24 protein-coding genes are annotated in these 24863 nt (G+C 61.9%); 6 read left to right on the top strand and 18 right to left on the bottom strand.

What is annotated here, in order from left to right; all coding sequences use genetic code 11:
• The 9 genes from LDN82_RS06480 to LDN82_RS06440 all read right to left on the bottom strand — a co-directional run bounded on the left by LDN82_RS06480 (position 1) and on the right by LDN82_RS06440 (position 10211).
• The gene (locus tag LDN82_RS06480) at positions 1 to 1266 is read right to left on the bottom strand and encodes an ABC transporter permease (RefSeq protein WP_224167480.1); all 1266 of its coding nucleotides are present in this window, start codon (positions 1264 to 1266) and stop codon (positions 1 to 3) included.
• 20 nt (positions 1267 to 1286) lie between these two features.
• On the bottom strand, positions 1287 to 2648 hold the full coding sequence (locus tag LDN82_RS06475) for an ABC transporter permease (RefSeq protein ID WP_224166799.1): 1362 nt from the start codon (positions 2646 to 2648) through the stop codon (positions 1287 to 1289).
• Positions 2638 to 4158 carry an ABC transporter ATP-binding protein gene (locus LDN82_RS06470; protein ID WP_224166798.1) on the bottom strand — a complete coding sequence of 507 codons (1521 nt, stop codon included), beginning with the start codon at positions 4156 to 4158 and terminating at the stop codon, positions 2638 to 2640. The genes LDN82_RS06475 and LDN82_RS06470 overlap by 11 nt, the downstream gene beginning before the upstream one ends.
• A gap of 185 nt (positions 4159 to 4343) precedes the next feature.
• Entirely contained in the window at positions 4344 to 5411 is a 1068-nt protein-coding gene (locus tag LDN82_RS06465) for a BMP family ABC transporter substrate-binding protein (RefSeq protein ID WP_224093895.1), read from the bottom strand.
• Between the two features lie 287 nt (positions 5412 to 5698).
• Positions 5699 to 6724: an NADP-dependent oxidoreductase gene (locus tag LDN82_RS06460; protein ID WP_224166797.1), complete on the bottom strand. Its 1026-nt coding sequence runs from the start codon at positions 6722 to 6724 to the stop codon at positions 5699 to 5701.
• Positions 6721 to 7152 carry an organic hydroperoxide resistance protein gene (locus LDN82_RS06455; protein WP_216924886.1) on the bottom strand — a complete coding sequence of 144 codons (432 nt, stop codon included), beginning with the start codon at positions 7150 to 7152 and terminating at the stop codon, positions 6721 to 6723. The genes LDN82_RS06460 and LDN82_RS06455 overlap by 4 nt, the downstream gene beginning before the upstream one ends.
• Positions 7153 to 7205: 53 nt before the next feature.
• Complete coding sequence (locus LDN82_RS06450) at positions 7206 to 7640, bottom strand: MarR family transcriptional regulator (RefSeq protein ID WP_224166796.1); 435 nt, start codon at positions 7638 to 7640, stop codon at positions 7206 to 7208.
• Between the two features lie 123 nt (positions 7641 to 7763).
• The gene (locus LDN82_RS06445; RefSeq protein WP_224091535.1) at positions 7764 to 8969 is read right to left on the bottom strand and encodes an amidohydrolase; all 1206 of its coding nucleotides are present in this window, start codon (positions 8967 to 8969) and stop codon (positions 7764 to 7766) included.
• A gap of 108 nt (positions 8970 to 9077) precedes the next feature.
• Positions 9078 to 10211, bottom strand: coding sequence for a mannose-1-phosphate guanylyltransferase (locus LDN82_RS06440; RefSeq protein ID WP_224166795.1), 1134 nt, complete (start codon positions 10209 to 10211; stop codon positions 9078 to 9080).
• A gap of 309 nt (positions 10212 to 10520) precedes the next feature.
• Here LDN82_RS06440 and sdhC point away from each other — a divergent pair, with 309 nt between their 5' ends.
• The 5 genes from sdhC (at position 10521) to LDN82_RS06415 (ending at position 14928) form a co-directional block, all read left to right on the top strand.
• Positions 10521 to 10856 (top strand): succinate dehydrogenase, cytochrome b556 subunit, encoded by a 336-nt coding sequence (gene sdhC / locus LDN82_RS06435; RefSeq protein ID WP_231343329.1) that lies wholly within the window; start codon positions 10521 to 10523, stop codon positions 10854 to 10856.
• A 3-nt stretch (positions 10857 to 10859) separates the two neighbouring features.
• The gene (locus LDN82_RS06430) at positions 10860 to 11336 is read left to right on the top strand and encodes a succinate dehydrogenase hydrophobic membrane anchor subunit (protein WP_216924882.1); all 477 of its coding nucleotides are present in this window, start codon (positions 10860 to 10862) and stop codon (positions 11334 to 11336) included.
• 106 nt (positions 11337 to 11442) lie between these two features.
• Positions 11443 to 13242 (top strand): succinate dehydrogenase flavoprotein subunit, encoded by a 1800-nt coding sequence (gene sdhA / locus LDN82_RS06425; RefSeq protein WP_224091532.1) that lies wholly within the window; start codon positions 11443 to 11445, stop codon positions 13240 to 13242.
• Positions 13242 to 14024, top strand: a complete 783-nt coding sequence (locus LDN82_RS06420) for a succinate dehydrogenase iron-sulfur subunit (protein WP_224091531.1) — start codon at positions 13242 to 13244, stop codon at positions 14022 to 14024. The genes sdhA and LDN82_RS06420 overlap by 1 nt, the downstream gene beginning before the upstream one ends.
• 127 nt (positions 14025 to 14151) lie before the next feature.
• A complete protein-coding gene (locus LDN82_RS06415) occupies positions 14152 to 14928 on the top strand; it encodes an alpha/beta fold hydrolase (RefSeq protein WP_224166794.1) in 777 nt (258 codons plus the stop codon).
• Between the two features lie 76 nt (positions 14929 to 15004).
• On the opposite strand, the gene LDN82_RS06410 is transcribed toward LDN82_RS06415, so the two are convergent.
• On the bottom strand, positions 15005 to 16306 hold the full coding sequence (locus LDN82_RS06410) for a sugar ABC transporter substrate-binding protein (RefSeq protein WP_224166793.1): 1302 nt from the start codon (positions 16304 to 16306) through the stop codon (positions 15005 to 15007).
• A gap of 117 nt (positions 16307 to 16423) precedes the next feature.
• Here LDN82_RS06410 and LDN82_RS06405 point away from each other — a divergent pair, with 117 nt between their 5' ends.
• Positions 16424 to 18640, top strand: a complete 2217-nt coding sequence (locus LDN82_RS06405) for a hypothetical protein (protein WP_224166792.1) — start codon at positions 16424 to 16426, stop codon at positions 18638 to 18640.
• 94 nt (positions 18641 to 18734) lie between these two features.
• On the opposite strand, the gene LDN82_RS06400 is transcribed toward LDN82_RS06405, so the two are convergent.
• From LDN82_RS06400 to LDN82_RS06365, 8 genes are all read right to left on the bottom strand, one after another.
• Entirely contained in the window at positions 18735 to 18887 is a 153-nt protein-coding gene (locus LDN82_RS06400) for a hypothetical protein (protein WP_224091527.1), read from the bottom strand.
• 25 nt (positions 18888 to 18912) lie between these two features.
• On the bottom strand, positions 18913 to 19998 hold the full coding sequence (locus tag LDN82_RS06395; protein ID WP_224166791.1) for a YihY/virulence factor BrkB family protein: 1086 nt from the start codon (positions 19996 to 19998) through the stop codon (positions 18913 to 18915).
• Positions 19925 to 20602: a 2'-5' RNA ligase family protein gene (locus LDN82_RS06390; RefSeq protein ID WP_224166790.1), complete on the bottom strand. Its 678-nt coding sequence runs from the start codon at positions 20600 to 20602 to the stop codon at positions 19925 to 19927. Before LDN82_RS06390 ends, LDN82_RS06395 begins: the two co-directional genes overlap by 74 nt.
• Positions 20603 to 20606: 4 nt before the next feature.
• A complete protein-coding gene (gene trpS, locus LDN82_RS06385; RefSeq protein WP_263422300.1) occupies positions 20607 to 21617 on the bottom strand; it encodes a tryptophan--tRNA ligase in 1011 nt (336 codons plus the stop codon).
• 135 nt (positions 21618 to 21752) lie between these two features.
• A complete protein-coding gene (locus tag LDN82_RS06380) occupies positions 21753 to 22586 on the bottom strand; it encodes an exodeoxyribonuclease III (RefSeq protein ID WP_224166788.1) in 834 nt (277 codons plus the stop codon).
• Between the two features lie 10 nt (positions 22587 to 22596).
• A complete protein-coding gene (locus LDN82_RS06375) occupies positions 22597 to 23163 on the bottom strand; it encodes a hypothetical protein (RefSeq protein WP_224091521.1) in 567 nt (188 codons plus the stop codon).
• 65 nt (positions 23164 to 23228) lie between these two features.
• Complete coding sequence (locus tag LDN82_RS06370) at positions 23229 to 24062, bottom strand: ABC transporter permease (RefSeq protein WP_224166787.1); 834 nt, start codon at positions 24060 to 24062, stop codon at positions 23229 to 23231.
• Positions 24059 to 24856, bottom strand: a complete 798-nt coding sequence (locus LDN82_RS06365) for an ABC transporter permease (protein WP_346347117.1) — start codon at positions 24854 to 24856, stop codon at positions 24059 to 24061. The genes LDN82_RS06370 and LDN82_RS06365 overlap by 4 nt, the downstream gene beginning before the upstream one ends.
• Between the last annotated feature and the right edge of the window lie 7 nt (positions 24857 to 24863).

The following is a 24863-nucleotide window of genomic DNA, read 5'->3' as shown; positions in this document are numbered from 1 at the left end:
TCAACCCTTCACGTACGGTATGCCGCTTGCAGCCGGTGGCCGCGACCTACCCACCAAACCGGCGACGGCGAAAATGGTCACCAGGTACGGCAGCATGGCCATGAACTGGCTCGGAACCGGGGTACCAATGATGCCCAGAATCGATTGCAGGTTGTACGCAAAACCGAACAGCAGGGAGGCGAGGAAGGCTCCGATCGGATTCCACCGTCCGAAGATCAAGGCTGCCAGGGCGATGAAGCCACGGCCACCGGAGATTTCCTTGGTGAACGAGTCGATGGTCACCAGCGTGAACACGGCACCGCCGATGCCGGCGATCGCACCGCCAAGCGTCACGTTCCAGAAACGGGTGGCGTTGACGTTGATGCCCAGGGTGTCCGCAGCCTGCGGGTGCTCGCCGACAGCGCGGACGCGCAGGCCCCAACGGGTCTTGAACAGGCCGAACCAAACTACGGCCACGGCCACATACATGAGGTAGCCCGCGATGGACTGCTTGAACAGGATGGGCCCAATGATGGGAATGTCCGAAAGGAACGGAATCGGCAGGATATCCAGGCGGCCAGGGGTGTTGAACTGCTCCTTGTTGGGAACCATGACGGTGCCGAACAGGAAGCCCGTGAGGCCGGAGACCAGCACATTCAGGACAACGCCCACAATGATCTGGTTGACGAGGTATTTGATGCTGAAGACGGCGAGGACCATGGACACGATTGCGCCGGCGGCTGCGGCAGCAATCAGGCCGACGTACGGGCTGCCGGTCACCGTTGCCACCAAGGCGGCGGTGAAGGCTCCAAAGAGCAACTGGCCTTCAATAGCAATGTTGACCACGCCAACCCGCTCGCACAAGACGCCGGAGAGGGAGCCAAAGACCAAGGGAACAGCCAACGTCACCGAACCCGCAACCAGGCCGGCAAGTGAGATTGAGGGCTGGCGCGCACCGGCAACAATCCATACCAACAAGGCGAAGACGAAGACCACCGCAAACGCGATGGGCAACCACTTGGGTGATCGCTCTCCCCGCGTCCACAGGAAGATGGAGTAAGCGGCCATGGCCAGGAGCACGATGGCCAGGACGATGCCACCTACCTGGCCTGGAATCGCCAGCGCCGGGACGACAAAGGCATCGCCGGGATCGCTGATCTTCATCTCTGCTGTCTGGTCCGGACCCATGAGGCCGAAGAACACGAGCGCAATGAGTGCCAGGACGCCGAGCGAAACCGGGACCTTCAAGGAGGGGCGAAGTCCGGGCAAGGCTGTTGCTCCCGCCATGGGGGCGGTGGATGTCGCGCTCACTTGGCACCTCCGGCGGCGTTGGCAAGGACAGCTTTCCGAGCCGCCTTCGTTGTCTTGTTCTTCTTCTTGGGCTCAAGCCGGAAGATCGACCTGATCAATGGCGGTGCTGCGATGAACAGGACGATCAGCGATTGAACCACCAACACGATGTCGATCGGCGTGCCCGTTTGGATCTGCATCTGGACTGCACCGGCCCGGAAAGCACCAAACAGGAGGCCCGCAAAGAACGTGCCCCACGGAGTGCTTCGGCCAAGCAGGGCAACCGTGATGGCATCGAAACCGATCTGGGCTGCAATGCCACCGGTCAGGACTTTTTCCGTACCCGCCACCTGGGCAACTCCGCCGAAGGCTGCGAGCGCGCCGGCGAAGGCCATCACCAGGATGGTGGCCCGGGGTACCTTGACGCCGGCCGTCCGTGCGGCAACGGGGTTGGCACCAACAGCGCGGAACTCAAAGCCAATAGTGGAGCGGTTCAGCATCCACCACACGCCATATGTCAGCAGGACGGCCACCAGGAAGCCCAGGTGAAGCCGGGAACCCGGGATGAGCACGGGGTAGGTGGCAGTCTCATCCAATCGGGGTGAAATGGGGCTGTTGTCCCCCGGGCGCCGGAAGGCCGCCGTGTTCAGGAGGAAGTCCAAAAGGAACAGCGCGACGTAGTTGAGCATGATTGTCACGATGACCTCGTGTGCGCCGGTCCTGGCTTTGAGGATTCCAACAATCGCACCCCATGCAGCGCCTCCGAGGACGCCCATGATGATAACCACCAGCAGGTGGAGCCCGAAGGGCAGGTGCCACGTGAAGCCGACATAGGCAGCCAAGGTGGCGCTGATGATGATCTGGCCCTGGGCACCGATGTTGAACAGGCCTGCGCGGAAGGCCAGGGCAACGCCCAGGCCAGCGCAAATCAGGGGCGTGGCCACCGTCATCGTTTCAAGCAGCGGCATGAGTCCTTGGCGGGGGTTGAAGACCGAGCCCTGGAACAGTGCAACATAGCTCTTGGTCATGGCATTCCACAGCGCCAGCAGGAAGTCACTGGGCCGTGCGAAGAAGTAACCCGCGCTCTCGGAAACCTTCTTGTCCGTGCTGGCAATGAGCAATCCGCCCAGGAACAGCGCCACGATAACGGCCAGGACTGACACGAAGCCGTTGCCCATGACGATTCTGCGCATCGTGCTGGCTTGCCGGTGACCGGTGTCCCCGCTCTGCGAGGACACTGGAACGATGGACGGTTCGAGCGTGCCGCCAGCGGTGTCCAGTGCGACATCCGCCGCACGTACTTCCGAGGCAGATTCCTCGGGAGTCTGGTCCTTACCGGGGGTTTGGTCCTTACTGGGGGTCTGGTCGTTACTCGTCATGGGAGCCTCCTTCCGGGCCGACGCCGGCCATCATCAGGCCGAGCGTGTCGCGGGGAGTTCCGGCAGGGACAATGCCCACGAGCTTCCCCTTGTAAAGGACAGCGATCCTGTCCGCGAGTTCGATCACTTCATCGAGTTCCGTGGAAATGATCATCACGGGTGTTCCGACGTCCCGCTCGGCAACTATGCGTTTGTGCAGGAATTCGATGGAGCCAACATCCACGCCACGCGTGGGCTGGCTTGCGATGAACAGCCGCAAGGGCCTAGAGAGCTCACGAGCCATGACCACTTTTTGCTGGTTGCCGCCGGACAAGGTTCCGGCCGCTACTCCCGCCGAAGGCGTCCTGATATCGAACTCCTGGATCTTCGCTTCGGCATTTTCTGCAACCTTGGAGGGCTTCATGCTGATGCCGCTGGCGAACGGTGCTTGGTCGTAAAGGTCCAGCACCAGGTTCTCGGCAACAGAGAAGGGACCCACCAAGCCGTCCACTGTGCGGTCTTCCGGGACGAACCCGACGCCGGAGCGCAGCACGTCCTTGACCGGGAGGCCCAGGAGCTGCTTGCCGTCCAGCGTCACGGATCCCGTAACGTGCGGCTGGATACCGAGAATGGCCTCCGTAAGTTCCGTCTGGCCGTTGCCCTGGACACCCGCGACGGCGAGGATCTCGCCTTGGGCGATGTCGAAGCTGATGCCGTCAACCACGTTGGTTCCATTGGGGGCGCGGACTGTCAGGTCCTTCACCACGAACGTGGTTTCCTTGGGCTGGGCCGTGGCTTTGTCCAAGGTCAGGCTGACCGGGCGGCCCACCATCATGGAAGCAAGTTCCGTGGCCGAGGCCGTAGGTGGGGCATCTCCTACTACCTTGCCGCGACGGATGACCGTGATGACATCAGCGACGGCCTTCACTTCGCGCAGCTTGTGTGAAATGAACACGATGGATGTTCCGCCTGCCTTGAGTTGGCGCATGATGTCCAGGAGTTCATCGGTTTCCTGGGGCGTGAGGACTGCCGTGGGTTCATCCAGGATGAGCACTTTGGCCTCGCGGACCAGGGCCTTGATGATCTCGACGCGCTGCTGGACACCGACAGGCAGGTCCTCCACCAGGGCGTCGGGATCGACGTGGAAGCCGTACTTCTGCGATATGTCCCGGATCTTCTTCCGGGTTTCGTCAATGCTGAGGACCCCGCCGAAGGACGTTGGCTCCGCTCCGAGTGCCACATTTTCGGCCACTGTGAAGACAGGAACCAGCATGAAGTGCTGGTGGACCATGCCAATACCGGCGGCCATGGCGTCGCCTGGGCCCCGGAAGTTGACCGGCTTGTCGTCAATAAGGATTTGTCCGGCCGTCGGTTCATAGAGTCCGTACAGCACGTTCATGAGGGTTGATTTTCCGGCGCCATTTTCGCCGAGGAGGCAATGGATCTGGCCGGGTTCGACCACGAGGTCGATGTCTTGGTTGGCGTAGAAGGTCCCGAACGCTTTCGAGATCCCCTTCAATTCGAGTTTCACAACTCCCACCGTTCTTTGAGTCCGAGGGACGGCCGTACTGCTCAAAGCCATTGGCTTTGAGCAGAAGCCTATTCTTGCGAGGGCCAGCAAGATAGGCGCTGGGGTCCCCAAAATAGGCGCTGGTCAGGGCAAAAAACGAGCCGCCAGTACCGGCACTCGGTACTGGCGGCGCGTCCAGGAATTGTTTACTTCTTAGGGCTTGCCGCCGATTCAACAACCAGCTTGCCGGACACGATGTCCGCCTTCAGCTTGTCGAGCTCGGACTTGGTGTCTGCGGATACTGCGGAATCGAGGTCGTGGAACGGGGCGATGGCGACGCCCTCATTGGCCAGGGTGCCAACGTAGGCTGCGTTGCTGAACTTGCCTTCCTTGTCGTCCTTCACCACGGCTTCCACGGCTTGACCCATCTGCTTGACCACGGAGGTCAGCATGAGGTCCTTGTACTCAGGGGCGGTGAGGTAACCATCGGAGTCAACCCAGATGAGCTTGACGTCCTTGCCGGCTGCCTTGGCTTCCTTCAGCGCCGCGCCGGCACCCTTGCCTACAGGGCCCGCTACGGGCATGACGATGTCCGCACCCTGGTCCAGGAGGTTCTTGGTGATCTGCTTGCCGGTGTCCTGCTTCTCGAAGTCGCCCGTGAACGAGCCATCCTGGCTGGTCTTGTCCCAGCCGACAACCTGGACGGACTTGCCCTTGGCCTTGTTGTATGCCTGGACGCCGTCATAGAAGCCGTCCATGAAAATGGTGACCGTGGGAAGCTTGATGCCGCCGAAGGTACCCACCTTGCCGGTCTTGGTTGCTGAGGCAGCTGCGTAGCCAGCCAGGTATGCGGCCTGTGCGGTGTCGTAGACCACGGGCTTCACGTTCGCGACGGGGGTCGTGTACGAGTAGTCGATGATTGCGAAGTGCTTGTCCGGGTTCTTCTCCGCGGCAGCCTTGGTGGCATCGCCGAGAAGGAAGCCCACAGTGAAGGTCATATTGCAGCCTGCGGAGATCATGCCATTCAGGTTGGTCTCGTAATCACTGTTGGCCTTGGACTCAGCCGACTTCATGGTGATGCCGAGGTCCTTTTCGGACTTCTGCAGGCCTTCGAACGATGACTGGTTGAAGGACTGGTCATCGAATCCGCCGGAGTCGGACACAATGCAGCCGATGTAGTCACTCTTGGTGGCGGCGCCCGAACCGGCGTCGGGAGCTTGTCCGCAACCGCTGAGCAAGAGCGCTGCGGCTCCTGCGGTTGCAATTCCGGCCATTGAACCGCGCTTAAGGGTGGAACGCAGTGGGTTCTTCAATTTTCCTCCAGGAAGAAAGTGAGTCGCGCTACGACGGATGGTCAATGAGTGTCCGTTTCGAATACCCGAGGCAGAAATTCTGTTTTCACTGAAGTTCGCAGCACTGCGCCGAAGCGCCTTGATACCCCCAACACTAGTGGCGCAGACCACACGCAGGTAGCACAATCCGGCCCCCGAGGGCAGATTGTTGACCTTTTGTTACCAAGCAGTAGCCGGGTGTGCAAGTCACACCCGGCCCACCCCGCAGATCACAGCCGGACGAGCATCTTTCCGGTATTTGCGCCGTCCAGCAAATCAATGAATGCCTGTGGTGCGTTCTCCAGGCCGTCCACGATCGTCTCGTCGTAGCGAACCGTTCCGTCCGCCAGCCAACCGGCCATCTTCTCCGCGAATTCCGCCGCGTGCTGACGCTGGCCACCAACGAGGAATCCACGCAGTGTCAGCTGCTTGCCAATCGCCACGGCCAGGTTCCTTGGTGCAACCGGCGGCTCGGTGGAGTTGTATTGGGCAATGGCACCACACATGGCAACGCGCCCGCCCACGGTGAGCGTAGCCAGGGCGGCTTCAAGGTGTTCGCCACCAACATTGTCGAAGTACACATCGATGCCGCGCTCCCCCGCAGCTTCACGCAACTGCTCAAGGACGGGACCATCGTTGTAGTTGAAGGCGGCATCAAAGCCGAGCTCCAGCAGCCTGGCGACCTTCCCGGCAGAACCGGCACTGCCGATCACCTTGCCGGCTCCCGACGCCTTCGCAATCTGGCCCACCATGGATCCCACAGCACCCGCTGCTCCCGACACGAAGACGACATCGCCTTCTTTGAACTCGGCAACTTTGAGCAGGCCCGCATAAGCGGTCAGGCCCGTCATGCCCAAAGCACCAAGGAATGCCGATGTTGGAGCAAGGCCGCTTGGAACGGTGGTTGTCGCGGCCGCGTGCACCACCGCGTGCTCACGCCACCCCAGCTGATGCACGACGACGTCACCCACTTTGTGCGCGTCGGACCTGGACGCGATCACCTCACCTACCGCACCGCCGTCGAGCGCTGCATCCAGGCGGAAAGGTGCCGAGTAGGACTTGACGTCATTCATCCGCCCGCGCATATAGGGGTCCACGGACATGAACTGGTTCCGGACCAGGATCTGCCCGTCCTGAAGGTCCGGCAGCCCGGAGGCGGCCAGGCGGAAGTTCTCCGGCGATGGGCGGCCGACAGGACGCGAGGTGAGCTGGATTTCCCGGGTTTCCACTGGCAGGACAGTTGTTGCAGTGCTCATGCTGCAAACTCCACGAGCTTGAGGTCCACTGCCATGTTGCCGCGGGTGGCGTTGGAATACGGGCAGATCTGGTGGGCCTTGGCCATCAGTTCCTCGGCGGTGTCGCGATCCAAGGCGGGCAGCGCGATCTCCAGCTCGGCGGCCAAGCCGTAACCCTCGCGGTCGGTGAGTGCACCGAAGTGGACCTTGGCGGCAACGGCGGAATCGCTGAGGTCAACGCGTTCCTTGCGGCCCACCAAGCGCAGGGCGGAGTGGAAGCATGCCGCGTAGCCGGCGGCGAACAACTGCTCGGGGTTGGTGCCCTGGCCGTTGCCTCCGAGCTCAACCGGGCTGGCGAGGGCGACGTCGAGCTTGCCGTCGTTGGTGCGGGCGTTGCCGTCGCGGCCTTCGCCGGAGGCCAAAGCCTCGGCAGTGTAGAGAGTCTTCACGAATCTTCCTTTTCTCTTGGATATCAAAGGGCTTGTGGGTGGCTTTGGAAGTGTCAGAGTGACTTCTGCAGTGCCGCCGTGAGTTTGCCGAGCGTCGCATGCAGTTGCTCAATTTCGTCCGGGGACAGGCCCGCGGCATCAGCGAGGCGCTTGGGGACGGCCTGGGCGTGGGTGCTCAACTCCCTGCCGGCGTCGGTCAGGACGACATCCACCCGGCGTTCATCCTCAACGGATCGGTGGCGCTCAAGGAGACCAAGGGCTTCAAGGCGCTTCAGGAGGGGCGATAACGTACCGGAGTCCAGCCCGAGTTCGGCGCCAAGTTCCCGCACGCTGCGCGGTTCCTGCTCCCACAGGACCAGCATCACCAGGTACTGCGGATAGGTCAGGCCCAGCTCGTCCAGCACGGGGCGGTAGACCGCCGTCGCGGCTTTGGACGCTGAATACAGCGCAAAGCAGACCTGGTGGCGGAGGCGGGGTGCATCACTCATGAACAAAACGATAGTGCACAATTCAATTGTGCACAACTCATCTTTCCGTGCTGGTACCCAAGTAAGTCGCAGTTGAGCGCGTTTTGAGAGCTCAAAACGCGCTTAACTGCGACTCAGTTGGGGTCAGTCCTGGAGGTCGCGAATGGTGCGGAGGGCGGCTGCGGTCAGGACGCGGATGGCGTAGCCAAGGGCGCGTTCATCCACGATGAAGTCGCCACGGTGAAGGTCATATTCCTCGCCGCCGGGCGTGTGGGTGCCGAGCCGCATCATGGCTCCCGGGAGGTCGGCCAGGAACCAGGCAAAGTCTTCGCCACCCATGGACTGGGGTGTCAGGACGACGGCGTTCTCGCCGAGTTCGGCTCGCGCCGCCGCTTCAATCAGGGCTGTCTCATGCTCGGAGTTGACCACGGGAGGAACGCCACGGGTGTGCTCCAGGTGCACGTCCACACCGTAAGGAGCGGCAACCTGCTTCACGACGTCGTCCAGCAACTCCCCGGCACTGTGCCAGGCATCGCGGTCAAGGCAGCGCATGGTGCCAGCCATGTAGCCAGTGCCCGGGATGGCGTTGGGTGCCGAACCTGCTGAGATCTGGCCCCACACCACTGACACGCCGCTGCGGACATCCACGCGACGGGAGAGCACGGCGGGTACGTTGACCGCAATCTGCGCCAGGGCAAAGACCAGGTCTTCCGTCAGGTGCGGCCTGGATGTATGGCCACCCCGGCCCGTGAGCTCGATCTTGATGGTGTCCGATGCCGAGGTGATGGCCCCGATCCGGGTGCCGATCTTGCCCACGTTGATCCTGGGATCACAGTGCAACGCAAGGATCCGGGGAACGCCCTCCAGCACACCCTGCTCGATGCACGACAAAGCACCGCCGGGCATCGTCTCCTCGGCCGGCTGGAAGATAATGCGGACAGTCCCGCCCAGCGGGGTGTTCTTATGCATCCGCTGCAGCACCAAGGCAATGCCGAGCATGGTGGTGGTGTGGACGTCATGCCCGCAGGCGTGCGTGACGCCGTGGTTCTTCGAAGCGAACGGCAGACCCGTTTCCTCGATGATGGGCAAGGCGTCGATGTCACCGCGCAGCGCAGTGGCAATAGGGCCTTCGCCCACGTCAACCGTAAGTCCGGTTCCTTCAAGGCGGCGCGGCTGCAATCCTGCAGCTTCGAGCCGCTCCACGAGTTTGTCGGTGGTGCGGAATTCCTTGAAGGAAAGTTCAGGGTGCGCGTGCAGGTCCCGCCTGAAATCGATGAGTCCAGGCAGCAGCTCATCCACCCACGGACTTACAACGGGGGTCGGCTCGGTTTCAGTCGTGTAATTGCGCACGTCACAACTCTAGCCATCCGCGGCCTCCGAAGAACGAAAGCCACCTCTTGGTTACGCTGCGTTCAGGCGCAGGACAACCAAAGAGGTGGCTCACGGTATAAGGGATTGCTACAGGACGTCCGTATCGCCACTGGCTTTCAGGGCGTCGACAGTGCCCTTGACCAACTGGGCATGTTCCTTGGTAGTCACCAGGAGTGCGTCGGGCGTGTCCACGATGACCACGTCCTTGATGCCGATGAGGGCAATCACGCGCTTGGTATCGGACACCACCACGCCGCTCGCATTCTCGGCAAACACCCGGGCACCTTCGCCAAGAACGGTAACTTCATCGACGTCGCCCGCATTGTTCAGGCGGCCGATCGCGGCAAAGTCGCCAACGTCGTCCCAGCGGAAAGTACCAGGCACGACGGCGACATCGCCGGCTGCCGCTGCCGGCTCGGCAACCGCGTAGTCGATCGCAATCTTGGGCAGTGTGGGCCAGACACGCGCGGTAACTTCAGCGCGCTGTGGCGTATCCCAGGCTTCGGCAATTTCCTGGAGGCCCTTGAACAACTCCGGCTGGTTCGCTTCGAGGTGCTGGAGCATGAGCGCTACGGGAGCCACGAACATGCCTGCGTTCCAGACGTAGTCCCCTGCTTCTACATATTTCTTCGCGACTTCCTCGCTGGGCTTCTCAACAAACTCAGCCACGGCAAGCGCGTTCGGAGCGCCTTCCACGTTCAGTGCTTCACCGGAGCGGATGTAGCCGAAGCCGGTAGAGGGGTGCGTGGGCTTGATGCCGATCGTGACGATCTTGCCCGTGGCAGCGGTGTAAATTGCCTCGCGCACGGTCTCCTGGAAGAGGTCGTCAGGGCTGATCACCTGGTCCGCGGCGAACGAACCCATGATGGTCTCCGGGTCACGGCGGTGGAGAATCGCGGCGGCCAATCCGATGGCAGCACCGGAGTCCTTGGGCTCGCTCTCGAGCACCAGCTCGTCATCGCTCACCTCGGGGAGCTGCCGGCATACAGCGGCACGGTGTGCCTCGCCGGTCACAACAAGCACCCGGTCACCGGCCAGCGGCTCAAGGCGGTCATAGGTGGCCCTCAACAACGTGCTGCCGGAGCCGGTCAGGTCGTGGAGGAACTTGGGCGCAGCGGCACGCGAGAGTGGCCACAGCCGGGTCCCCACACCGCCCGCCGGAATAACCGCGTGGAAGCGGTTCAATGGAGATTCCGGGAATGTCGCGTCTTCTGTACTCACCGCAACACTTTATCCGACGCGGCTGCGAAGCCCCGCAGGCCTCCACACATGTGGCCTTCGTCTCACGAAGTACGGGAAATCGCCGAAATATCGCCTAAATACGGGTAGGAAACATGGAATTAACAACCAGAGAAGCGCGTCCTAAATTGAATAAGCTGGTAGCGAAGCCTAGATTTAGGCGTGAGCTACGAGTGCTCTCGCAGCAGGCGTTCCCCCCGCATGGATCCCATGCCAGCGCCGCTGTGTTGCAGGAAGGTTTAATCAGTGCCGACAAAACCAGCTGGCACCTTGTACCGCGGCCGTGAAGGCATGTGGTCCTGGGTTGGACACCGTATTACCGGTGTAGTGATCTTTTTCTTCTTGTTGGTCCATGTGTTGGACACCTCATTGGTGCGCGTGTCCCCCGAGGCCTACACGGCCGTCATTGGTGCTTACAAGAACCCCCTCATGGCCCTGGGTGAAACGGGCCTGGTCGCCGCGATCATCTTCCACGCCTTCAACGGCCTTCGTGTGATCGCCATCGACTTCTGGAAGAAAGGCGCGAAGTACCAGCGCCAGATGCTGTGGATCGTGCTTGCGCTGTGGCTCGTTACGTTCGCCGGCTTCGCTATCCGCCACCTTTCCCTCGCGCTGGGAGGCCACTAAACCATGACGACGATCGAATCCCCCCGCAGCGGAAAAATCGGTTCGGGCAAGATTGCTCCGAAGTACAACCGCACCGGCTCCAGCCGTGGCAACTTCGAGATGATCGCCTGGCTCTTCATGCGCCTCTCCGGCATCGTCCTGGTGGTGCTGATCTTCGGCCACCTCTTCGTGAACCTGCTGGTGGGTGAGGGTATCCACGCCATCGACTTCGGTTTCGTTGCCGGTAAGTGGGCAGATCCCTTCTGGCAGTTCTGGGACCTCGCGATGCTCTGGCTTGCCATGCTGCACGGAACCAACGGCGTCCGCACCATCATCAACGACTACGCGGAAAAGGACTCCACGCGCTTCTGGCTCAAGGTAGTCCTCTATGCAGCCACGGCTGTCATCATCATTCTCGGCACCTTGGTGATCTTCACGTTCAACCCGTGCCCCGTCGTCGACGGCGTTCAGCTGCCTGGCGGCTTCTGCCCGGCCCCGTAGCGGCTTCCTGGCGCAGCCGGCCGGCCCCGCAGGGAACCGGTTGCGCCTGACTTAGCGGAACAGCCTCCGCCGACCATCTGAATTTTTGAAAGAGAGAGCATCTGGTATGCAGGTCCATAAGTACGACGTCGTCATTGTCGGTGCAGGTGGCGCCGGCATGCGCGCCGCGATCGAATCCGGTCAGCGCGCACGCACAGCGGTACTGACCAAGCTCTACCCCACCCGCTCGCACACCGGTGCAGCCCAGGGTGGCATGTGTGCAGCACTGGCCAACGTCGAGGAAGACAACTGGGAGTGGCACACCTTTGACACGATCAAGGGTGGCGACTACCTGGTTGACCAGGACGCAGCCGAGGTCATGGCGAAGGAAGCCATCGACGCCGTGCTGGACCTGGAGAAGATGGGTCTGCCGTTCAACCGCACGCCCGAAGGCCGGATCGACCAGCGCCGCTTTGGTGGCCACACCCGCGACCACGGCAAGGCTCCTGTCCGCCGTGCTTGCTACGCTGCCGACCGCACGGGCCACATGATCCTGCAGACGCTGTACCAAAACTGCGTCAAGCACAACGTTGAGTTCTACAACGAGTACTACGTCCTTGACCTGCTGATCGTCGAAGAAGACGCAGTACGCGAAGACGGTACCCCGTACAAGCAGAAGCGTGTCGCCGGCGTAGTCTCCTACGATCTTGCTTCCGGTGAACTGCACGTTTTCCAGGCCAAGTCCGTAGTGTTCGCCTCCGGCGGTGCAGGCAAGGTCTTCAAGACGACCTCCAACGCCCACACCCTGACAGGCGACGGCATGGGCATCGCCTTCCGCCGTGGCATCCCCTTGGAAGACATGGAATTCTTCCAGTTCCACCCGACCGGCCTCGCAGGGCTGGGAATCCTCCTCACCGAGGGTGCACGTGGTGAAGGTGCCATCCTGCGTAACTCCGAGGGTGAACGCTTCATGGAGCGTTACGCCCCCACCATCAAGGACCTTGCACCCCGTGACATCGTGGCCCGCGCCATGGCGAACGAAGTGCGTGAAGGCCGTGGTTGTGGTCCGAACAAGGACTACGTCCTCCTGGACCTGACCCACCTTGAGCCTGCCCACATCGAGGCCAAGCTTCCGGACATCACCGAGTTCGCCCGCACCTACCTTGGTGTGGAACCGTTCACGGACCCGGTTCCGGTGTTCCCCACCGCGCACTACGCAATGGGCGGCATTCCCACGAACATCACCACCGAAGTCCTCCAGGACAACGACACGATCGTTCCGGGCCTCTACGCAGCCGGTGAAGTTGCTTGCGTATCCGTCCACGGCTCCAACCGTCTGGGCACCAACTCGCTCCTGGACATCAACGTCTTCGGCAAGCGCGCCGGCATCGCGGCCGCCGAGTACTCCAAGACGGCCGACTTCGTCGAGCTGCCCGAGGACCCGGAGGCCATGACGCGGGGCATCCTTGACGGCCTGCTTAACGGCAGCGGCACCGAGCGTGTTGCCCAGATCCGCAAGGAACTGCAGGACACCATGGACGCGAACATGCAGGTGTTCCGCACCAAGGAATCCCTGGAAAAGGTGCTCAGCGACATCGCCTCGTTCGAAGAGCGGTACAAGAACGTCACCGTCCAGGACAAGGGCAAGCGCTTCAACCTGGACCTGCTGGAAGCCGTGGAACTGGGCTTCCTCCTGGACATGGCCAAGGTCATGACCGTCGGTGCACTGCACCGTGAAGAGTCGCGCGGCGGCCACTACCGCGAGGACTTCCCGGACCGCGACGACGAAAAGTTCATGAAGCACTCCATGGCTTACCTGGACTCCTCCGTTACTGTCGACTCGTCGGCCGAATCCGTTGCGGGCATCCGTTTGGAGACCAAGCCCGTTGTCTTCACCCGTTACGAGCCGATGGAGCGTAAGTACTAATGACTACCGAAATGGCAGAGCCCGCTTCCAAGATCGAGCTTCCGGCGAGTGTTGCCGGCGACGGTGAAATCCCCACTTTCCACATCACCCTGCGCGTCCGCCGGTACGATCCCGAAATCTCGGAAGAAGCCCGCTGGGACGACTACAAGCTGACCATGTATGGCACGGACCGCGTTCTGGATGCCCTCCACAAGGTCAAGTGGGAGATCGACGGCAGCGTTTCCTTCCGCCGCTCCTGCGCACACGGTGTTTGTGGTTCGGATGCCATGCGCATCAACGGCCGTAACCGCCTCGCCTGCAAGACGCTGCTGAAGGACCTGGACACCACCAAGCCCATCACGGTCGAGCCGATCAAGGGCCTCCCCGTGGAGAAGGACCTGATCGTGGACATGGAACCCTTCTTCCAGTCGTTCCGCGAAGTCATGCCGTTCCTGATCAACAAGGGCCACGAGCCCACCAAGGAACGCCTGCAGTCCGTTGAAGACCGTGAGCGCTTTGACGACACCACCAAGTGCATCCTCTGTGCTGCCTGCACCTCGTCCTGCCCGGTCTTCTGGACCGACGGCCAGTACTTTGGTCCGGCCGCAATCGTCAACGCACACCGCTTCATCTTCGATTCCCGTGATGACGCCGGCGACATGCGCCTGGAAATCCTGAACGACAAAGAAGGCGTGTGGCGTTGCCGCACCACCTTCAACTGCTCGGAAGCATGCCCCCGCGGCATTCAGGTGACCCAGGCAATCGCCGAGGTCAAGCAGGCCATCCTGGCCCGCAAGATCTAGTTCGCCGGTCCCCCTAGGAACCAAACGACGACGGCGCCGCCCACCCCTGTTGGTGAGTGGCGCCGTCGTCGTTAATCACTTCACCAGTCCGGCTCCGGCCCGATAGTGCAAAAGCAAGGAGTCCAGCGTGTCACGCCCTGAGAAGATCACTTTCACTGGAAGTACGGGTGATGCCCTCGCTGGCATTGTAGACGTGCCTGAGGGCCCTCTCCGCGGCTGGGGCGTGTACTCGCACGGCCTGACCCTGGGCAAGGACAGCCCCGCTGCTTCCCGGATCTGCAAAGGGCTCGCGGAGCAGGGTGTGGGCATGCTCCGGTTCGACAACCTTGGCCTGGGCGGCTCTGCCGGGGAATGGTCCGCAGGCTCGTTCAGCGTCAAAGTGGCTGACACCATCCTCGCTGCCAACTTCATGCGGGAGCAGGGCAGGGGGATCTCCTTGCTGGTGGGCCACTCCTTCGGTGGCGCCGCGGTGCTGGCTGCTGCACGCGACATTCCCGGCCTCAATGCCGTTGTGACCGTGGGCGCACCTTACGAGCCAAAGCACGTCGAGCACATGTTCGACGCCGAAATTGACTCCATCCTGCGCGACGGCAGCGCCGTGGTTGACCTGGGCGGCAGGCCCATGGAAATCCGCCGGCACTTTGTGGAGGACGTGGAACGCGCCGACCTGCGCGACTGCATCCGCACACTCCATAAGCCTTTGCTGGTGATGCACTCCCCCACTGACAACACCGTGGGCATCGACAACGCCAGCGAAATCTTCCGGACAGCGCGGCATCCCCGCAGCTTCATTTCCCTGGAGGGCAGCGAGCACCTCCTGACGGGCAAAGGACAAGCCGCCCGGGTGGCACGGATCATCAGCGCCTGGGCTGATCCCTACTTGGAAGTCCGGGACGCCCACTGATTAAAGCAACGCGGGGTCACTTAGGGCCCATAATCCCCCTCCGGATGGGCCCTAAGTGACCCCGCGTTGGTGTTCCCTATTTGCCGATGGCCGCTTTGCTCTCATTAAGCCACTGCTCGGCGGCTTTCTCCGGCGTCAGCCGCTTGAAGAGGACTTCGGTGTTGATGCGCGCCGTGATCTCGGAGACTGCCGTGGAGCCCGTGGGACCAATAAAGGTGGGCGCGAAATCCATCTTGCCGATCTGGTCGATATAGGCGGCCTCTGCCTTGCCCTGCGGCGTCAGCAGATCCTGGATGGCCGTACGCATGCCGGAGTTGCTGGGTACGCCACGGTCGCTCTGGATGATTTTTGCTGCGGCCTCATTGTTCACGAGGAAATTGACCAGCTTGGCAGCGGCATCCGCGTGCTTGCTGCGGGCTGAGATGGTGTAAAACTGCGAAGACTGCAGCCAGATGCCGGGCGTGGGCGTCTCCCCGGGCAGTTTCAGCAACTTCAGCTCAGCGCCGGAGGCTTTGCTCAGTGCGGTCAGGGAGTTCGTCCAGGTGAGCATCATGCCGGCCTGCCCCATGCCCATAAGTGTCTGCTCAGTGCTGACGTTGAGCTTTTCTACCGTCTCCGAAGCGCTGGGGGCCGCGCCTGACTCGCTGAGCTTGAGCGAGAAATCGAAGTAGTCCTGCACGGTTTCCTTGTCCAGTCCCAACTGGCCGTCTTCTGTGTAAAGAGACTTGCCCCGCTGACGGGCGAAAGCGTCCAGCGAGTCATGCGTGAGGACTGTGGCTGTACCGTACGTTCCCTTGGGGCTGTTGGCCGTGATGTCCTCTGCGGTCTTTGCGAAGTCATCCCATGACCACGTGTTGTCATCCGGCAGGGAAACGCCTGCCGCCTGGAAAACAGCGGGGTTCACCACGATGGCCAAAGCGTTGGCACCGGTTGAGATGCCGTACTGCTTGCCCTTGACCTGGCCGTTTTCAAGGGCTCCCTGATCCATTTTGGAGAGGTCGAGTGAGCCCTCCACCTTGGACAGATCCAGCAGGGCGCCGCGGTTTGCATACTCGGCCGGGTAGGCACCTCCCATGGTGATGACATCGGGGGCGTCGTTGGCTGCCACCTGGGTTGCCAGCTTGTCGAAGTAGCCTCCAATGTCGCCATACTCCGGCTTGACCTTGATGTTGGGGTTGGCGGCCTCGAACTCCTTGATGGCCTGGTTGGTCAGTTCGGCGCGGGTGGCATTGCCCCACCACGAGAACCGTATTTCCACGGGCCCGTCCCCGGACTGGTTGGATGAGGGGCTGGAGCATGCCACGGTGAGCCCCAACAGGCTGACGGCAGCCAAAACTGCTACTGACTTTCGCATGCGACGGACAGATTTACGCGTCATTGGGTAACTTCCTTCAAGTCTGAGAAAACGGTTCCTGAAACGTATCAAGGGGGGTTATGCTCGTCAATAGTTATGACCATTAACTATTTCGATCACAAAACTGGGAGGGCGTGCGGAGTGCACACAATAGCCGGAAAAATCGACCGGAGGGCTCTCGTTCAGCGGCACAACGTCCATCAGAGTCGTCTCGATCCCGGAAGCCCGCTCTCCGTGGGCAATGGCGAGTTCGGCTTCACCGTTGACGTCACCGGACTCCAATCGCTGCCGGCCTCTTACCCTGTGGGCGCCCGCGATGACCTCCCGCCGGGCACGCTTCTGGGAACCCAGTCACAATGGGGTTGGCACTCCGTGCCGCCGCCGCAGCCGTACGACCTTGCCGACTCGATAGTCCTCTACGATTCCCCCCGCGGCCCAGTGCCCTACGTGGACATGGTGGGTGGCATCGTCAATGATCGCGAGACAGACACATCCACGGCTGAAACGTGGCTCCGGGCGAACCAGCACCGGCTGGACGTGGGGCGCGTCGGCTTCCAGTGGCTGGAGAATGGCACGGCGCGCTCCATCATTGAGGCTGAAATCACCGACACCGAACAAACACTCGATTTATGGTCGGGAGTAATCATCAGCCGCTTCACCTTGGCCGGACACCCCGTCAAGGTCACGACGGCGTGCCACCCGGACCGCGACGAACTCGGCTTCCGCGTGGAGTCGCCAGCACTGGGCGCCGGTCTGCTTATTGGCATCAGCTTTCCCTACGGTTCCGAAGCCTGGCACGACGCGGCCGACTGGAACAGTCCGGACGCCCACACCACCTCGGTAGACGGTCCCGTGATGTCCGAAGAGCATGATGGCTGCGCGACATGGACAGTCCACCGGGAACTGGATGAGGCCCGCTATCAGGTGGTGATCACCGGCCACAACCTGACAGTGGAACAGACCGGACAGCACCAACTCCGAGTAGCTCACGCCATGACCGCGCGTCCGGAAACCAACCAGATGCTGGACTTCACCGTCGCCTTCCTGTCCGCCGGAGATGGCGACTGCATCCCTCGAGGCAACAACAGGCCAACAGCCACGACGCCAGCGGTGAGCCCTGACGCCATTGGCCAGACCGGCGTCGGGCTTTCACCTGCCCTTAGCGTGACCGCAGCTTCGGAGGCCTATTGGCCCGGGTTCTGGTCCTCCGGCGGGGCGATCGAACTTGATGCGACCGACGATCCCAGAGCAAAGGAACTTGAGCGCCGGATTGTCCTTTCGCAGTATCTGACGGCGATCAATTGCTCAGGTTCGCTGCCTCCGCAGGAAACCGGACTCGTGTGCAACTCCTGGCGCGGCCGCTTCCACTTGGAAATGCACTGGTGGCATGCTGCACACTTTGCCCACTGGAACCGGGTGGAGCTGCTCCTGCCATCGCTACGGTGGTACTCCACAGTGCTGGAGGTATCGCGTCAAACGGCAAACGCGCAAGGATTCGACGGCGTCCGCTGGCCCAAGCAGATCGGGCCGGACGGCCGGGAAAGCCCAAGTCCGATCGGAACATTCCTGATCTGGCAGCAGCCACACCCCATTCACTTGGCCGAGCTTGCGTACCGGGCAAATCCCAGCCGTGAGGTGTTGGAAGAATTCGCGGAGATTGTGTTCGAGTCAGCTGCCTTCATGGCCAGCTTCGCCCATCCAACGCAGCGTGGATTCGAGCTGGGGCCACCCTTGATTCCGGCACAGGAAAGCTACGGCTCCATCCGGGCCAGGGTCACCAATCCCACGTTTGAGCTGGCCTACTGGCAGTGGGGGCTGCGGACCGCAGCTGCCTGGCGCGAGCGGCTGGGTCTGGAACCCGTGGAAGCGTGGGCTGACGTTGCGGACGCTTTGGTAAAGCCACGCGTGGTGAATGGCGTTTACGCTGCGATCGACGTGGAGCCCTTCACTATCCGCACGGACCACCCTTCGATGCTGTGCGCGCTGGGCGTCCTGCCTCTGACCGACCTGATTGATCCCGACATCATGCGCGCCACCCTGTCAGATGTCCTGGCCGACTGGGATTGGGGCAGTACCTGGGGTTGGGACTACCCAGTGATGGCCATGACAGCCGCCCGTTTGGAGGATCCGGAGGCCGCCGTCGACGCCCTTCTGCTGGACGCCGGTAAGAACAGCGTGCTGACAAACGGGCACAACCGTCAAACGGATTCGCTTCCGCTATATCTGCCCGGGAATGGTGGGCTGCTCGCCGCCGTCGCGTTGATGGCCGCTGGTTGGGACAACGGACCGGACCGCCACGCACCAGGTTTCCCGGCTGACTGGACCGTCAGGTGGGAAGGTCTGGTCCGGGCACCATAGCCGGATTGGAACCAACGCGGGGTCACTTACGGCCCATAATCCCCCTCCGGATGGGCCGTAAGTGACCCCGCGTTGCTATTCGCGGCGGGGTCCTCTATTCGCGGCGGGGTCCTACAGCCGCTCCAACCAAGGCGCCCAGGCCGAGGCCAACGAGGATTCCCACAAATGGAGAGTTGAAGACGAGCTGGCCAACCACCAGCCCTGCAGCGGTTCCCAGGAGGCAAGCGATCCACAACTGGTTGTTCATGAAACCTCCTGGAAGAAAGCAACTCTTACGTCTGGGGCGTTGTGCGGCGTGAACCGAGGACCTTCTTGCGCGGGGTCTCCCCTGCCTGCAGGTCAGCTTCGCGGATGGCGGCCCACGAAGCCGAAACAAGGTACACCTGGCTTACCAGGTTGAACCAGATCAGAAGGCCGATGATGATGGCGAACGAGGCGAGGACAGGGTTCTGTCCTGCCCGGGCGAGGAGTTCGGTACTGAACAGCTGAAGCACGGTGGTCCCGATGCCAGCCAGTGCAACCCCTTCGATGAACGCCTGGCGCCCCAGCTTTAGGCCACCGGCGATATGGAACAACACTGCCGCCGTCGCGCAGTTCAGCAGGAGGGGGACGACGACCTTGACGACGGCCGCCACGGGAGCCGCCACTGCCTCGTCCAACCGGAGGAGGTCGAAGATCCAGGCAGCAGCCGTGCCAAAGATCAGGGATGCGCCGGCGCTGACCACGAGGATCACGCCAAGGAGCAGGAGGGTGCCGGCGTCGATCAGTTTCTGCAGGATGGGGCTGCGCTGGAGCGGATCAGCATCCATCACGCCACGCAGGCCTTCCCTGACACTGGCAATCCACCCAAGGGATGTGAAGATGGTTACCGCAGCCGCGATGACCGCGGTCCATCCAAGCCCTGAGGGATTGAGCAGCGTTTGGGGATCGACCAGTCCCTCGCCGCCATTGACTTGGAGGAGTCCCGGAGCTGCAGAGGCAACGCTGCCAATGACAGCGTCTTCGAGCACCGGGTTGCCGCCCAGGACGATTCCCGCGATGGCGAAACCGGTGGTGAGCAGACCTGTGATGGAGAAGAACATGTTGAAGCCGATGCCCGCACTCAGAAGCGGTCCATGCTGCCGGGTGTAGTTCTGGAAGGAGCGCATGGCCCGGTTGGTGTTCAGCCTGGCAATCAGGAGGGCGAGAAGGGCTCCGGCCCTCTTCGGAAGGCCTTCTCCGGCACGTTTGGCATGGCCCCAGTCCTGCCGCTTGTGAAGAAGTTGAAGTTTGAGCTTTGCCAGCTCAGTTGGCAGCGGAGGACTTCCCGCCGGTGGATGTTGATTCCGCCTGCTGCGTTTCGTCAGTGTCGCCGCCAAAGTCGAGCTCTTCCCGTAGCTGCCAAATTCCATTGGTGTCGTGCTCGTAAAGTCCCATGCTAACCACTGGGAAGGTCGCCCGGTAATCTCTCAGGACCGTTTCGGCCTCGTCCAGATTTTCCTCGGCCACATCATGGGCCACGGTGACATGCGGGTGGTACGGGAAAGGAAGCAAACGCTCAAGCGGACCCGTCTGGAGCTTTTCGTGCAGTTGCACGCACTCTTCAAAGCCTTCTTCCACGTTGACGAAAACCACGGGCGAAACGGGCCGGAACGAACCGGTACCGGAGATGGTGATGGTGAACGGTTCCTGTGAGCGGGCGATCTCGCGCACGTGGTCCCGGGTGGCTGCCCAATCCTGGGTGGGCGTGGTGGTGATGAGGGTGATGTGGGCTGGGATGACTTCGGCCATGGGATCCCCAAAGGAGGCGCGCCAGGCCTGCAGTTCACGCGCGATCTCCGGCGGGAAGCCGAGGATCACCCCAACGCACATGGTGTCACCGGCACCGCAATCGGTGCCGGTGACAGCAGGCTGGCGCGATTCGTCCGGACCGACGCCTTGGGGGGTATCGGTCTTGACGTTAAGCTGGCCAGCTGCGCACATGAACTTAGCGGACTCCTTGCTCGCTGCGGTAGGCATCCCCGCGGTAGGGCAGGAAGCCTACCTTGGAGTAGACATCGGCGAGCGTCGCCGAGGCGATCTCACGCGCCTTGTCCGCACCGTGAGCCAGGAGACGGTCCAGTTCGGCGGGGTCCGCTAGAAGTTCGTTGGCCCGCTCACGGATGGGCGCAAGGCGTCCGGAGACGAGTTCGGCGAGATCTACCTTGAGGTGGCCGTACATCTTGCCCTGGTAGTCGGCCACGATCTTCTCCACCGGGGTACCACTGATGGCCGAGTAGATGGTGAGCAAGTTGGAGACGCCCGGCTTGTTTTCGCGGTCGTAGCGGATCTCGGTCTCAGTGTCAGTGACAGCGGATTTGATGCGCTTGGCCACGGTCTTGGGGTCATCCAACAGGTTGATGAGGCCAGCGGGTGATTCAGCGGACTTGGACATCTTGGCCGTGGGGTTCTGGAGATCGTAGATCTTTGCCGATTCCTTCTGGATGAAGGGCTCGGGCACCTGGAACGTCTCGCCGAAACGGCTGTTGAAGCGGTTCGCGAGGTCCCGGCTGAGCTCCACGTGCTGGCGCTGGTCTTCGCCGACAGGTACGCCGTGCGGCTGGTAGAGCAGAATGTCTGCAGCCTGCAGGATGGGATAGGTGAACAGGCCGACGCTGGCGTGGTCCGAGCCCTGCTTCTGTGCCTTGTCCTTGAACTGCGTCATGCGGCCGGCTTCACCCATACCGGTGATGCAGTTCAGTACCCACGCAAGCTGGGCATGCTCGGGGACCTGCGACTGCACGAACAGCGTGCACTTCTCCACGTCCACGCCGCCGGCTATGTACTGGGCAGCCGTAACCCTGGTGCGGCGGGCGAGCTCGGCAGGATCCTGCGGAACGGTGATGGCGTGCAGATCCGGAATGAAGAAGACGGCGTCGTACTCGTCCTGCATGCGAACCCAGTTGACCAAAGCGCCAAGGTAGTTGCCAAGGTGCAGGGAATCAGCAGAGGGCTGCATACCTGAAAGGACGCGCTGCTTGGCGCCAACGGCAAGCTTGGTGGAGGTCACGGTACTCCCGCTGGGCAGTGTGGCGGCTGGGGTGCCGGTTTCAGTCGTGATGGAGCTAGTCATTGAGCAATACTTTCGTGAAGCTTAAAGCCGGTAGTCCACTACCAGCGGTGCGTGGTCAGAGAAGCGGGTGTCCCACGAAGGCGCCCGATCCACGACAGCCGAGAACGCGGCTGCTGCAAGTCCGGGAGTAGCCAGGTGGTAGTCGATGCGCCAGCCTGTGTCAGTGTCAAAGGCCTTTCCGCGCTGGGACCACCAGGTGTAGGGGCCGGCAACATTTCCTGCCAGGCCCCTGTGGACATCCCTCCATCCGATTTCTTCACCCAGGAAGCGGTCGAAATAAGCGCGCTCCTCCGGCAGGAAACCGGCACGCTTGACGTTGCCCTTCCAGTTCTTGATGTCCAGTTCAGTGTGTCCGACGTTGAGGTCGCCAACTACCAGCGCGTGATCGCTGTGCTTGGCGAGCTCGGGGAGGCGGGTGGTCATGGCGTCCAGGAAGCGGTACTTGTCATCCTGCTTGGGCGTACCTGCCTCACCGGAGTGAACGTAGGCGCTGACCACGGACAACGTGGAGGATTCACCGCCGGTGTTCGTGACGATGAAATCCGCTTCAACCCAGCGGCCGGCGGTGGCGAAGTAGTCATCGCCGATTCCGATCCGGGTGGCTGTGGGTTCCTCGCGGGAAGCAATGGCAACGCCTGCGCGACCCTTTGCCTCAGCCTCGGCGTGGAGGATGTACCACCCTTCGCCGAGCAGGGTGTTGACGATTGCGTCAGGAGCGCGGACTTCCTGCAAGCAGAGGATGTCTACTTCGCGTGGCTCCAGCCATTCCGCCATGCCGTTCTTGTAGGCAGCCCGAAGGCCATTGACGTTGACCGATGCGATGCGAAGGAAGTCCTTCTTCAATGCCGTACTCACCCGGTCTACTCTAGTCGATGATGGTGCCGGCCACGGGCTCGTCCGAGCCACCTGAGGACTTGATCATGTCCCGGGCATTGGTGGCCGTGATCGCGATGGTTTCCAGCGCGCGGTTGATGGTGTCCTGGTTTGCCGCTGCACCCTTGGCGCGCTCCTCGTCCACAACGCGCACCTGCACCTGGACAATCTTGAAGGAGTGGTCCAGCTTGAGATCCCGTACTTCATCGGCCTGGCTGCGTTCAGCGACAACGCGGGTGCCGCCGCTGTCAGCCGAGGACGACGACGGCGCGCGGCCGGTCGCCGAGTTGAAGGCGGCTTGCGCTTCGCTCAATTTTGCTCCGGCGCGCCGCGCGGCCCTTCGAATGCTGAACACCACGAAGGCGGCGAGCGCGAGCCAGCCGAAGGCGACCACCGCAACTACCCAACCCACAAAATCGTTCTGGTTGGCCGCGAAAATAACAGCCACCACGAAAGCGATGATGACTACGGTCATCCCCAGGCCGCCGATGCGGAAGCCCTTGAAAAGGCCTTTACCGGACGAGGACGTGGACGGGTGCGGGTCGCCGAGAGATTGCATGAGTCAATTGTCGCAAACCCCTGAAGGTGCCTGTGCCGCTTCCACGGATGGCGAACACAAACCCATCACTTCAGGAACAGTTGACGCAGCCGTCCGGTGGTGAGCATGATCCCCAAGGCAATCATCACCAGGTAGTAGCCAACGTGGATGGCAGTGGCAGGACTGAATGAGCCCACGCTGATCTGCCGCAGCAACTCGACCCCGTGCCATAGGGGCATGGCCTGGATAAACCATTGGATGACCTGCGGGTAGACGCTGAGCGGGTAGAACGTGGCGCTGAACAGGAACATGGGCAGCAGGAAGAAGTTGATCCAGTCCATTTGCTGGAACGTCTTCATGAAGCTGGTAATACCCATGCCGAAGCTCGCAAAGCCGAAAGCGATCAGTACTGACGCAGGAATAACCAGGATGGCCCACCAGGTAGTGATCAGCCCCATGACTCCCATCACTGCTGTGAATCCCGTGGCGTAGAGGAGACCCCGCAACAGCGCCAGGAAGATCTCGCCCATGGCAACGTCCAGCGGGCCAAGGGATGTGTAGAGCATCCCTTGGTACAGCTTTGCGAAGTTCATCTTGAAGAAGACGTTCCAGGTGGAATCGTAAATGGCGCCGTTCATGGCTGAGACCGCCAGGAGTGCCGGCGCTATGTAGGCCGCGTAGCTGATGTCCGCGCCACCGGGTCCTTGGACTGTGCCCACGATCGAGCCCACCCCTACGCCCATGGCCAGCAGGAAGAGGACCGGCTCGAAGAACCCGGACAGCAACACCAGCCAGGTACTGGACTTGGCGGCCATGAGGCCACGGGCCACCACTGCCTTGGCATTTCGGGAGTAGAGCGGTCCGAACTTGCGTTCCCGGGCGATATCCGTGGCGCTGTGGCCGCCGGTCAGGATACTCATGAGCCCATCCTCTTCACGAACTGGCGCCTGACCAGCAGCCAGCCGGCCGTGGCGGTCGCCAGGAGGTACACCACATGTGTAATGGTCAGCAAGGGGTTCTCGTCCATGCCATAAGTGAAGACCCGCCCCAGCTCGGTTCCGTGCCATACAGGCGATATCCAGCCGATCCAACGGACAGCCCACGGCAGCGTGTCCAGGGGGAAAAACGTCCCGGAGAACAAGAACAGTGGCATGACGATGAATCGCTGCACTAACGCGAACTGCCCCTTGTCCTGGGTGATGCTGGCGGCATAGGCCATGAGTGGCAGGCCGAAGGACAATGCCGCCACGGTGGCAACCAGTGCGGACGCCCATCCCCAGGGACTCGGCGAGGCCCCGAACATGGCCACTACTGCTAAGTAGACCAGCGACTGCAGCAGGAACCTGAGCGTGCTTGCCATGATGTGGCCGCTCGCAATTTGCTGCGGTACCAGGGGCGAGGCATGCGGCCCGTAGAACACGCGCCGCCATTTGAAGCCGTCCATGATGGGGTAGGAGAATTCTCCCGAAGCCGTCATGACTGCCGCTGACACCAGCAGCGCTGGTGCCACGAATTCCAGGTAGCTGACGCCCCCGAAGACGGATTCGCTGTTCGCATCAACCAGGCTTGCCAGCCCGACTCCCATGGCGAACAAGTAGGCCACGGGCTGCCCCACGCTGTAGAGCACCACGGACCAGCCGTAATTGCGCATGACCCGGAGCACTTGTTCCGCGTAGAAGAAGGAACCCCAACGCCGCGCCCTGGCCGCCGACACGGCAGGC

Origin of the sequence: Arthrobacter sp. StoSoilA2, assembly GCF_019977195.1 — a bacterium.
In the GTDB taxonomy this organism is placed as follows: domain Bacteria; phylum Actinomycetota; class Actinomycetes; order Actinomycetales; family Micrococcaceae; genus Arthrobacter.
Note: the sequence above shows the minus strand (reverse complement) of the source record. Positions and strands in the feature narration are given on the sequence as shown.